Origin of the sequence: Pseudomonas sp. R1-7 (assembly GCF_051132105.1) — a bacterium.
Lineage (GTDB): Bacteria > Pseudomonadota > Gammaproteobacteria > Pseudomonadales > Pseudomonadaceae > Aquipseudomonas.
Genome location: NZ_CP071661.1, coordinates 5,219,721 through 5,231,528 on the forward strand (window position 1 = coordinate 5,219,721; position 11,808 = coordinate 5,231,528).

Here is an 11,808-nt window from a genome sequence, read left to right on the forward strand (position 1 = left end):
CACGCACCGGGCCCGTTTGCCCGCCCCGTCGACGCGGTTTAGAACGCGTCGGACGGTTGTGCCACGAGGGCGACCGACAAGCGTCGCTCGCGGCTTTTGCGGGTAATGTAATACACGAAGTAACACCAGGCGATGAACGGCAAGCCGAAGTACAGCGCCACTCGTTGCTCCGGATCAAACGCGATGCCGACGCACGCCAGGCTGCAGCACACCAGCGCCCCCAGCGGCACCCACGGATAACCGCGCACGCGGAACTTGAGGTCGCGAATGTCGCCGCCGTTGGCGACGTAGTGGCGGCGGAAGCCGATCTGGCTCGCCGCGATGCTCATCCACACCACCACCACGGCGAGGCCGGAAATCGATACCAGCGCCAGGTAGATGGTGTCGGCGGCAAACACGCTGCTGAGCAACGACGCGGCACCGCCGGCCATGCTGACGATGATCGCGTTGAGCGGCGTGCCCATGCGGGTCAGGGCTGAGAATTGCTTGGGCAAATGGCCTTGGTCACTGAGCGTCCAAAGCATCCGCGAAGCGGCGTACAGCCCGGAGTTGGCCGCCGACAACAGGGCGGTGATGATCACGAAGTTCATGATGTCGGCGGAGTACGGAATGCCGATGTAAGTGAAGACCGTGACGAACGGACTCTCCACCAGACCGGCCTGCTCGCGGGGCAACAGCGTCGCGAGGACAAAAATGGTCCCGACAAAGAACACCGCCAGGCGCAGCACCGTGGTGCGGATAGCGCGGGGTACGTTGCGTTGCGGATCCTTGGTTTCCCCGGCGGCGATGCCGATCAGCTCAGTGCCGGAAAACGCGAAGGACACCGCCAGCAATGTCATCGCAATCGGCATGAAGCCTGTAGGAAAAAGCCCTTCGCGGGTGAAGTTGCTTAACCCGATGCTGTGGGCCTGGTCGATGTTCAGCAAACCGAGAATCGCGCCGCCGCCGATCAACAGGAACACCACCACGGTCAGCACTTTGATCAACGACAGCCAGAACTCGGTTTCAGCGAACAAACGCACCGACACCACGTTGGTGAGGAACACCACGCCGGCGAACAGCGCACTCCAGATCCACACCGGCGTGTCGGGAAACCATCGGGTCATTAGGATGCCGGCGGCGGTGAACTCGGAACCGATCGCTACCGTCCACGTCAGCCAGTACAGCCAGGCCACGGTGTAGCCGGTGCCGGGGCCGAGGAAACGGGTGGCGTAGGTGCTGAACGAACCGGTTTCCGGCATCTGCACCGCCAGTTCGCCGAGGCACATCATCACCATGTACACCATGAGTGCGCCGATGATGTACGCGATCACCGCGCCCATGGGGCCGGCCTGGTTGACGGTGTAGCCGGAAGTCAGGAACAGCCCGGTGCCGATCACGCCACCCAAGGCGAGCATGACGATATGGCGCGTCTGCATTTCCTGCTTGAAGCCGGCCCGCGTACTGCGTTGTTGTTCTGTTATGGACATGGGTTGTTCTCATGAAATGTCAGGGCGCGCATCGACGTCTACGCGAGTCAGACAAGCGCCGCTGAGCTTTTATTATTATTCCTATTCATGAACGCCCCGCTGACAGCCTTGTCGCGGGGTTATCAACTTGCTGACTTCAGCTTGCGGTCTCGGTGAGCACTTCATTGAGTTGCGGGTTGAGGGTTTTCCTGGCGAAGGCGAAGGCCTGTTTCAGGTCATCCAACAAGTCGTCGGTGTCTTCGATGCCAACGGACACGCGCACCAGTCCTTCGGAAATCCCCAGGGCCTGGCGTTCTTCCAAGGTGTTTTCGACGTGGCTGGTGGTGCGGGCCGGGCCGTAGATGGTTTCGACCGCGCCGAGATTGCCCGCGCAATGGGCAAAGCGCAGGCGCGGCAACAGCACCTTGACCGTGTCCATCCCACCCTTGAGCACAAAACTGACGATGGCGCCGAAGCCGGACATTTGCGCACAGGCCACGGCGTGGTTCGGATGGCTCGGCAAGCCGGGATAGTTGACCGATTCCACCAGCGGTTCCGTGCACAGGAACTCTGCCAGGGCACGGGCGCTCGCCTGTTGCTGGCGCATGCGCAGGGCGAGCGTCTTCATGCCACGGATGATCATGTAGGCCGAAAACGGGTCGAGCGTGGCGCCGTTGATTTCGCGGTAATGACGCACCTTCGCCATCAGGGCTTCGCTGCCGCACACCAGGCCGCCGAGCACATCGCCGTGGCCGCTGAGGAATTTGGTCGCGCTGTGGATCACCACGTCGACGCCCAGTGCCAACGGGTTCTGGTTCAGCGGCGTGGCGAAGGTGTTGTCCGCCACCACCAGCGCGCCAACGCGTTTAGCTGCGGCGACCAGGCGTGGGATGTCGAGGATTTTCAGGGTCGGGTTGGTCGGCGTTTCCAGGTACAGGACCTGGCAGCCCTTGGCGATTTCCCGCTCGATTTCTTCATGGTCGAAGGTTTCGCACAAGGTCACGGCGACGCCGGTGCGTGGCAGGAACTCTTCAAAGATTTTGTTGGTGCCGCCGTAGCTGTCCTTGGTCGACACCACGCGATCGCCATTGGCGAGGAAGGTGTAGAGCACGCTGCTGATCGCCGCCATGCCGCTGCTGAAGGCCACGGCGGATTCGGCCATTTCCAGTTCGCGGATTTTCGCTTCGACGGTCTCGACGGTCGGGTTGCTCATGCGGCTGTAGATAAATCCGGGGGCCTTGCCCAACGCAACGTCGTACCAGACGTCGATGTCGTCATAACCGTACGCGGCGCTGACGACGATGGGGGTCTGGGTGGCGTTGTAGGGATGCCTGACTTGCTCCCCGCCCCACACCGCCCGGGTGCCCGCTCCTGCGTTGATAAGCCCTGCGCTGTCAGGTTTTTTGTTCATTGTGACTACTCGCACTGAGGGGATGGACGTTGAGCCATCCGCCGGAATCTGAGGGCCAATATAGGGAAAAGCCGCGCCCCCGAGAAACGATGTTATCGGTGCCAAAGGGGTGGTTTTTTTAATGGCTGGACGCCTTGGTAACTTGCCACGTGTGAGCTTCTTGCCTGCGCAGGGTCAATTACAGATTTGCCCTACAGACACTGCCTCCTTCCCTGACTTATTTCTCCGGCCATCCCCGGCAAAGTCTCGCGCCCACTACACCGCTGCGAGACGCCTACATGTCCATCAACGACAAAATCCTTGCGCAGGGCAACGTCATTGGTTCGTTGGTGATGGCGCTCATGGACTCGGACCAGCCGGATGTCGAGGCGGTGTTGCAGGACTTTCGCCACTGCCTGAACGATTACGACAGTTGGGCGGAACGTTTCTGGACGGGGCGGGCGTTGGACATCGAGCAGATGTTCAAGGTGGGCAACGAGGTGTCGCTCGCACCAGCGAAAAATGGCGGCAGGCAGGTCAGCGCCGTAGTGGCGGCATGCCCCGTCCAAGGCCCGCTGACGCTGGTGCACATGTTTCAGTCCTCACGCTTCGTGCCGATTGGCGATACGCCGGTGATGCTGGAGCCGATCGTCGGGGGCGAGCCGGGAAAAGAAATATTTGGCGAGCCAGTCCGTCACGTCATCGGCCCCAGCGGCATCCTGGAGATCCCCGAATGCGATCGCGGCCAGCGTTACCGCATCACCTTTTTCCCTGATGTCACGACCGATCATGTGAAGGCGCTGTACGCCTCCTACCACCTTGTGATCGGCGAACTCGAAGGTTGGCTGAAAGCCGAGTGGAACGAGTTTCAACCGCTGTGGGAAGCGTTCTCCGAAAGCGGATTCGTGAAGCGTTTTAACGTGTTGCAAGAAGCCGAGCAGCGCGGATTTGAAAGAGTCGTCTATGGGCTCTGGGACAACGTCAAACAGATTTTCAATCTGTTGGCGGACCTGCAGGCCAACAGTGAAAAGTTGCTGGAGTACCTCACCGAGGTCGAACTCGAGCAATTGGTGGGCGCTTCATCGCAGGCGATCGCCAAGGTCATGATGATCTTGAGCGACGAGCCCTTACTCTTTGTCTACACGGCGGCCTTCACCAGTTGGCTGCAGATGTTGCCGCCGCAGTATGTCGCCGAAGTCATGGGCGAAATGCGCGCCTCGGTGCTGATCAATTTCATTCTGACGGTTGCCACCGGCGGTCTGGGCATAGGTCTGCGCTTGAGCGGCAAGGCGCTGCGCTTGATTCGCTCGGAACGAGCGCGAGAGTGGTTGCAGGCGTCGAGCCAACGCCTGGGGCAACTGGGTAGCGACAGCCTCGACAAACATGCCGACGCACTGAAACCGCTAGTAGTCAGCGGTCGGGGACCGTCCGTGGGCCCCGCTCCCGTCACACCGTTGCACATCACCACAGGGGATTCCCCACCACTGTCGGTCAGCAACCCGGCCGCCATCGTGCGGGAAAAATCCCAGCCCTCTACTCGGCTGAGCAAACAAGAACACCACGACGACGCCTCCACCCAATCGACAAACCCCAATGGCGACCCCGCGGACAATGCCGCCCAGACCCGCACCAACGGCTGCCCGGTGTCGATGGTCACCGGCGAAGAACTGCTGAGCCTGGAAGACGGCACCCTCGACGGACGCCTGCCGTTTACCTTCACCCGCCTCTATCGCAGCAGCGCCGCCGAGTTGGACATCGGCCTCGGTCGCGGTTGGAGCCATGCCCTGGCCCATCGCCTGGTGATCGAAGGCGAGCAGGTCATCTGGCTCGACCAGGAAAACCGTCGCACCACTTTCCCCCGGCCCAGCCTGCAACGCCCGGCGATCCACAACAGCCTGGCCCGCGCGGCGATCTACCTGAGCGACGAGCCGGACGAACTGATCATCGCCCAGCCCGGCGAAGAGGCGCCTTTCCTACACTTTCGCGACGGTTGTCTGATCGGCCTGAGCGATCGGTACGACAACCGCCTGACCGTCCAGCGCAACATCTACGGTGACATCAGCCGCCTGCACAACGGCGCCGGACGGTGCCTGCGCTTGCGCTACGAACACCGCCACCTGGTCGCCATCGACTACCAGAGTTTTCACCCGGCACCGACCCGCGACGAAAGCTGGCGCACTGAACAAACTCTGGTTTCCTACCGCTACGACGGCCGTTTCCGACTCATCGAAGCGACCAACGCCGCAGGCGAAAGCGAGCGCTACGACTACGACGACCAGCACGTCATCCTCCAGCGGCAACTGGCCGGCGGGGCGAGTTTTTACTGGGAGTGGCAAGGCCTCGGTCCGGCGGCCCGCTGCGTGCGGCACTGGGCGTCGTTCGCGCAGATGGACAGCCGCTACACCTGGGGCGAGGACGGCAGCGTCACCGTCCATAACCTCGATGGCAGCGAGGAAGTCTACGTCCACGACGACCGCGCGCGACTGGTGCGCCAGGTCGATCCCGCCGGCGGTGAACACCTCAAGGCTTATGACGAACAGGGCCGGCTGATCGCCGAGCAAGACCCGCTCGGCGCCGTCACTGAATACCGCTACGACGAAGTCGGACGGCTGGTGGCGCTGATTCCGCCTGAAGACGAGCCCACGTCCTACGAGTACCGCAACGGCTTCCTGCACGCTCGGCAACGCGGCAAAGCCGTGTGGACCTACCGCCGCAATGACCAGGGCGACGTCATCGAGGCCATCGACCCGGACGGCCAAAGCACCTGGTATCACTACGACGGCCAAGGGCAACTGAAAACCATCAGCTACCCGGACGCCAGCGCCCATTATTTTGTGCGCAACCCCCTGGGCCAGTTGACGGAAGAAACCCTGCCCGACGGTAGCCAGCGGTGTTTTTCCTACGACGCCCTCGGGCGTTTGCTGACCCGCCAGGACGAACACGGCGCCATTACCCGTTACCAATGGGACGCCGTGGGCCGCTTGCTGCAAACCACCTTGCCCGGTGGCGCCACCCGCGCCTGGCGCTACAACGCCTACGGCAAGGTCATCGCCGAGCAGGACGAACTGGGGCGCACCACCCGCTACGAATACGCCGACGACCTGCACCTGATCAGCCGCCGCCTCAACCCCGACGGCAGCGAAGTCAAATATCGCTACGACTCGGCGCGGCTGTTGCTGACCGACATCGAGAACGAATCCGGCGAACACTATCGGCTGGACTACACGCCCAACGGACTGATCCGACAGGAAACCGGCTTCGACGGCCAGCGCACCGGCTACGCCTACGACCTCAACGGCCACCTGCTGGAAAAAACCGAGTTTGGCGCCGATGGCAGCCAACTGATCACCGCCTACCAACGCGACAGCGCCGGCCGCCTGCTGCGCAAGACCTTGCCGGACGGCGAGGCTGTCGATTACCGCTACGACGCCCTCGGACGTTTGGTCAGCGTCGACGACGGCCATTGGCCGCTGGCCTACGAATACGACAACCAAGATCGTTTAATCGCCGAACACCAAGGCTGGGCGACCCTGCGTTATCGCTACGACAGCGTTGGCCGGCTGATCCACTGCCGACTGCCCGACCGCAGCACCCTCGACTACCGCCACGCCCACGGCGGCGCGCTGATCGCCATCGACCTCAACGGCACCTGCCTGACCGAACACCGCTTCAAGGGCGACCGCGAAACCCAACGCCAGCAGGGGCTGCTGCTCAGCGACTACCGCTACGACGAACAGGGTCGCCTCAAGGCCCAAACCGTCTGGCAGACCCAGCAACATCAGTTGTTATGGCGCGATTATTCCTACAGCGCCAACGGCAACCTCGCCGCGCTTTCCGACAATCGAAACCGCCGCAGCTACCAGTACGACACGCAAGATCGACTGCTCCGCATCGACTATGCCCACAGCCAAGGCCCCGAACGCTTCGCCCACGACCCGGCCGGCAACCTGCTGCTGCAAGACCGCCCCGGCCCGACCACCCTCAAGGGCAACCGCCTGCTCATGGAGGGTGACCGCCACTACGACTACGACGCCTACGGCAACCTCATCCGCGAACGCCGCGGCAAGGCCCAATGCCTCGTCACGCACTACCGCTACGACAGCCAACACCGCCTCATCGGCGTCACCAGCCCGGACGGCAGCGAAACGTCCTACCGCTACGACGCCTTCGGCCGACGCATCGAAAAGACCGTGGCCGGCCACACCACGGAATTTATCTGGCAAGGCGATCAAGTCATCGCCGAAAGCAGCGATCGCCACTACCAAAGCTACATCTACGAACCCGGCACCTTCCGCCCATTGGCCCTACTCGAAGGCGAAGGCCCGGACAACGCCACGCCGTTCCACTACCACAATGACCACCTCGGCACGCCCCAAGAACTGACCAGCCACCAAGGCGAAATCGTCTGGTCCGCGCGCTACAACGGTTACGGCAAACTCACCGAACTGCGCCACGGCGACGGCAAGCGCCTGGAACAACCGCTGCGTTTCCAAGGCCAATACCACGACCGGGAAAGCGGCCTGCACTACAACCGGCACCGGTACTACAATCCGGAGACGGGGCGGTATTTGACGCTCGATCCGAGCAAGCTCAAGGGCGGGCTCAACGGGTACCGGTACACCCTGAACCCGACGGGGTGGGTTGATCCGTTGGGGTTGGACGACTGCCCTGGGGGGGACGGGTGTAAGAGGCCGGCGGTTGGTGAGCAGGATCCGACGGCTAAGGTTGGGGTGGATGAGGGGGAGACTTCGCCTCCTGTTATTCGAAATGTTGACCCAACATTGCTGAACCGAACACATGCAATATCAGGCAAGACGTCGAGAAAAATAGTAGAGACTCTCTCTAACAATATGCGCAAGAGTGGTTACGATGACAGTTTCCCTGTTGAGGTCGCCGAGCATAACGGCAATCTATATATTTTGGATGGTCATCATCGAGCCGCCGCTGCAAGACAAACAGGAACCAAGGTCACCTTGATGCTTATCAAAGACATTGCTGGCCACAAAACCACATCAAATAGCATTGATGACGTTATCGACTCGGCAAGAAGTGTTGGTTTTGATCGACTGGAGCAGCGTAGAAGATGAAAGATAAAGAAAACCTAGGGGAGCTAGCTCTTGACTTCCTCTCAAGCGTCGATGAAGCCACTTCTTTGCTCGAAGAGAAGTTTGGCTCACGGTCTATTTTACGGCTATGGCGCAGCGGAAAAATAAAACGCTGCGGGATTGTAAAGGAAAAAATAACCTACGAACTTCACGGTGCAGGGTGTGCTGTGAATCTACCGCATGTACTCGTAAATTTCGATTACGGCCCAGGCGGCAGAATAGATGGTTTTGATGTATGGCGCCTTTATCTTTATGCCACCGAGCTGCCAAAAAAATACCCTAGGTATCAAAGCCAAGAAGTTCTGGAGCTGGATTTTCGGGAATATGTCGCATCAGGTCGATTTGAACCAATGCCCGAGGACCGAAGCGGCCTCTATTGCTTATCGAAAAACAATTGAAGGATCACACAACGATAGCTGGAGAAGTTCATTCCAAAAGACTTTGCCAAGCAAGGCACTTCTCCACCCAATAATATGCAGGTGATACCGAGCATCTGAACGCGTGGCCGCGCTATCAATATCGAACCCTCAGCGATGCAAAAACCAATTCTGAGAAAAGTTTAAAAGACAGGCTTTAAATAAATGGGCGAAAGCCTCCTAGAGGAATTGCCAGCCCGCCGCGATCGTAGGAGGAGCGTAGCTAGGTTGCATCGATATCGAAGATGTGCCCACCAACGACCTACCGACACTCGGTACCAAAAATCGATTAATCAAAGCGCCCCACATGACCATATATATAAAAGAAAAACCAGACACCTGCCAGCCAATGTTTACCAGAACAAAACCAAGCTTTTACATAGTCTCCACAAACAAATTAACCGTAATGTACTGGCTCACGTTCGAGCTCTATTTTTTTTACTGGGTATACAAAAATTGGAAAACATACCAAGCCGCGACCAACACAATAATTTTCCCTCTGACTCGCACTTTCTTGGGAATATTTTTCATGCACTCCTTATTCAGAAAAATTGATCAGCAGCTAAAAAGGCACGAAAAACCATACAAATGGAGCCCGCGACTACTCGCAAGCGGACTGATATTTTCGTGGACCTTAACGGTTTATTCCTTCCTGGCCCCCTATGGCGCCGGCGCACAATATTTATTTCCGCTAATAACTGCCATCTTAAATTTTTATTGCTTATTAAAGGCACAAGCAGCAATAAACTATCTAGAGCATGATCCAGAGGGACTGCAAAACTCCAACATAACCATACCCAATTGCGTATGGATTGCGTCATTAGGGTTCGGACTATTGCTCCTGGTAATTATAAAATACTATTTTTTTTGGTGGTATTTCCCACGCATCCTTTTTATGAGCAGATGGGCGTTCCTACAACTTAGCTTCTAAAGCTGATATCGGCTGCTTTTATCGTTACTGCCAGCCAGCGCCACTTTACATTCCTTAATGGGCATGAGACGGACGAAAAAAAGGCCTTGCCAAGCAAGACCTTTTTTCATTTGAAGGGTAGGTACGTCCCCACCCTACCTCACCTCAACAATATCCAACGCCCGATTCGCCAACAGTTCACTCACCTCAATCACCTGCAAAATCCCCAACGCAACATGCCGCCTTGACCCATCCAGGTCAAACGCCAAATCGCTGATCATTGCATTAGCCGAAGCCAAGTTCTCACTCAGATTCGCAAGCAAACACTCAGAATTAACGTCGGGATCAATCCGAAAAATGGAGTCAGTCTTGTCAGACGTTGCGCCCTTAGGCTTGGGCTTCAGGTAGTAATCCAACGCCCGCGTCGCTGCGTCGTCGATTTTCTTGTTGCGAGCGGACTGGGCGCGGGAGACGTGCTCGTCTGCGTCCGGAGGATTCGGAGTAACTTTTGCCATTATCTTGCTTCCTGTTTTGGAGCTATCACCCACTCGCTGCTAAACGAGGGAGGCAGCTGTACGCAGGTTAGCAGACCGGGGAAACAAGAAACCGGCGCGTCCGGGGACGCCCTGCGCACAGCCACCATCAAGTACAGGATGAAGAATTCCTGACTGGATGACGCCTTGCACAACCTGTTTCACCACGAGCTGCTAAACCCGATCACTGATGAGCAGTGACGGGATTCAAGCTACCGGCGTGGGCCCAGGCGCACAAGCCGGCGGATTCTGGCGTAGTTGTAGGCAAAGGCGCAAGGCGGTGTCGGCAAGCTGTCACCTCTGTGGATTATCGAGATAGGGTCTGTCAGGTCAGTCGGGTCACTCTCGACTGACACACCGCCATCGCGAGCAAGCTCGCTCCCACAAGGGATCACCTAAAGGCCGAAGCCGTGCTTCGAGCCGGCCATTACGCCGATAACCAAAAAAACGGAACCCAATCCCAACGCTCCCTCTCAACTTTAGAGAAACCAACCCCGAGACGGAGCCCGCCGCCATGAACCACCCGACCCTCACCTTCGCCCAACTCCACCCCGGCGATCGCTTCACCCTGCCCGCCGATCACCGTCTGTTTACCAAGCTCACCGACAGCACTGCCCGTGAGCACAGCGTGCATTCGATCAATCTGAAGGAGGAAGGCTACGGTTACGCCGAAGACCCTATAAAAAATCTGCCCGGGGAAGCACCGGTCGAGTACGTCCCGGTGGGCGGTCCATTGCGCGCAGGGGGTTAAGCTTCATACCGTGACTATAAACGCCGCGACATGAGCCACTGCTCCCTGCCCCACGCCTCGAAGCGCTCCAGCACTTCCCAGTCAAGCTTGGCGTAGTAATCCCGTTCACTGTGGGTGTGCAGGTACAACGTCGCGAAGCCAGATTCCTTGGCATGGTTGCAGATACCTTCGATCAATTGCGCGGCGAGGCCTCGGCGTCGGGCGCCCGGGTGGACGAATACGCAGGCGAGCCAGGGGCCGAGGTCGGGGCGGTCGGGCAGGTCGTCATGCGCCAGCGAGGCGCCGCCCAGCAATTGGTCGTGTTCCAGGGCGACCAGGCACTTCCAGCGGCCATCGCGCTGCCCGGCCGAGAACTCCTCCTGCCAGTGGCCGAGTGATTGGTGGGCGAATTCGTAGGTGAATTCCCGATAAAGCCATTCGGCCATCAGGTTGCATTTATCCATGTGATTGAGGAGCCAATCCACTCGCAGCATTTTTACCGTCCTTCTGTAGTCCTTTTTCACCGCGTATACGGCGCAGATGCCTACCCACGCGCATTCCCAGCAAATACCCACCAGCAAAGCCTCAACCTATCGTAATCTCGCATCTGCACAAGCCCTGCCCCGAATCCGGCCGAGATCCCAGTCCATATGCCTTCCATCTATCAGCTCAAGCCCGCCTTCCAGAATCTGCTTCGCCCCACCGTACAGCGCCTTTACAACAACGGCGTCACCGCCAACCAGGTGACCTTGCTCGCGGGCGTCGTTTCCGTGCTGGTGGGGGCGGTGATCGCGTGGTTCGCCAGTCATCCGTGGGTGTTCATCCTGGTGCCGGTGTGGATGTTCCTGCGCATGGCGTTGAATGCGGTAGATGGCATGCTGGCGCGGGAGTTCGGCCAGCAATCGAATCTGGGCGCCTACCTCAACGAGCTATGCGATATCATCGCCGACGCTGCCTTGATCCTTCCTTTTGCCCTGTTTCCCGATACCAGCCTGTTGCTCGTGTTGTTGGTCACGCTGTTGGCGTTGTTCAGCGAATACGCCGGTGTGCTGGGGGCGATGGTCGGGGCTTCGCGGCGCTATGACGGGCCGATGGGCAAGAGTGATCGCGCCTTTGTCTTGGGCGTGCTGGCGACCGGTATTGCCCTGGGTTGGCTCGGGGCGCTGTGGGTTGATGGTGTGATGGCGGTGGTTGCCGCCCTGCTGGTTTATACCTTGGTCAATCGGGTCCGCCATGGCCTGAGCCAAGTGACGGAAAACGCTCCCTCAGCATAAGG

8 protein-coding genes are annotated in these 11,808 nt (G+C 59.0%); 4 read left to right on the forward strand and 4 right to left on the reverse strand.

Going from position 1 to position 11,808, the window contains the following annotated elements:
- Window positions 1-38: 38 nt before the first annotated feature.
- Window positions 39-1,469: an amino acid permease gene (locus tag J3P79_RS23495; RefSeq protein ID WP_434605996.1), complete on the reverse strand. Its 1,431-nt coding sequence runs from the start codon at window positions 1,467-1,469 to the stop codon at window positions 39-41.
- A 136-nt stretch (window positions 1,470-1,605) separates the two neighbouring features.
- Window positions 1,606-2,859, reverse strand: a complete 1,254-nt coding sequence (locus J3P79_RS23500) for a cystathionine gamma-synthase family protein (RefSeq protein ID WP_434605998.1) — start codon at window positions 2,857-2,859, stop codon at window positions 1,606-1,608.
- A gap of 278 nt (window positions 2,860-3,137) precedes the next feature.
- Here J3P79_RS23500 and J3P79_RS23505 point away from each other — a divergent pair, with 278 nt between their 5' ends.
- Window positions 3,138-7,925, forward strand: coding sequence for an RHS repeat-associated core domain-containing protein (locus tag J3P79_RS23505; protein WP_434606000.1), 4,788 nt, complete (start codon window positions 3,138-3,140; stop codon window positions 7,923-7,925).
- Window positions 7,922-8,341, forward strand: coding sequence for a DUF6896 domain-containing protein (locus J3P79_RS23510; protein WP_434606002.1), 420 nt, complete (start codon window positions 7,922-7,924; stop codon window positions 8,339-8,341). Before J3P79_RS23505 ends, J3P79_RS23510 begins: the two co-directional genes overlap by 4 nt.
- Window positions 8,342-9,424: 1,083 nt before the next feature.
- Here J3P79_RS23510 and J3P79_RS23515 read toward each other — a convergent pair.
- A complete protein-coding gene (locus J3P79_RS23515) occupies window positions 9,425-9,784 on the reverse strand; it encodes a DUF6124 family protein (RefSeq protein ID WP_434606004.1) in 360 nt (119 codons plus the stop codon).
- 532 nt (window positions 9,785-10,316) lie between these two features.
- On the opposite strand from J3P79_RS23515, the gene J3P79_RS23520 reads away from it, so the two are divergent.
- Window positions 10,317-10,553, forward strand: coding sequence for a hypothetical protein (locus tag J3P79_RS23520; RefSeq protein ID WP_045157348.1), 237 nt, complete (start codon window positions 10,317-10,319; stop codon window positions 10,551-10,553).
- Window positions 10,554-10,567: 14 nt separating this feature from the next.
- Here J3P79_RS23520 and J3P79_RS23525 read toward each other — a convergent pair whose 3' ends face one another.
- Window positions 10,568-11,026 (reverse strand): GNAT family N-acetyltransferase, encoded by a 459-nt coding sequence (locus tag J3P79_RS23525; protein ID WP_434606006.1) that lies wholly within the window; start codon window positions 11,024-11,026, stop codon window positions 10,568-10,570.
- Between the two features lie 156 nt (window positions 11,027-11,182).
- Between J3P79_RS23525 and J3P79_RS23530 the strand changes: the two genes are divergently transcribed.
- The gene (locus tag J3P79_RS23530; protein ID WP_434606008.1) at window positions 11,183-11,806 is read left to right on the forward strand and encodes a CDP-alcohol phosphatidyltransferase family protein; all 624 of its coding nucleotides are present in this window, start codon (window positions 11,183-11,185) and stop codon (window positions 11,804-11,806) included.
- Window positions 11,807-11,808 lie beyond the last annotated feature (2 nt).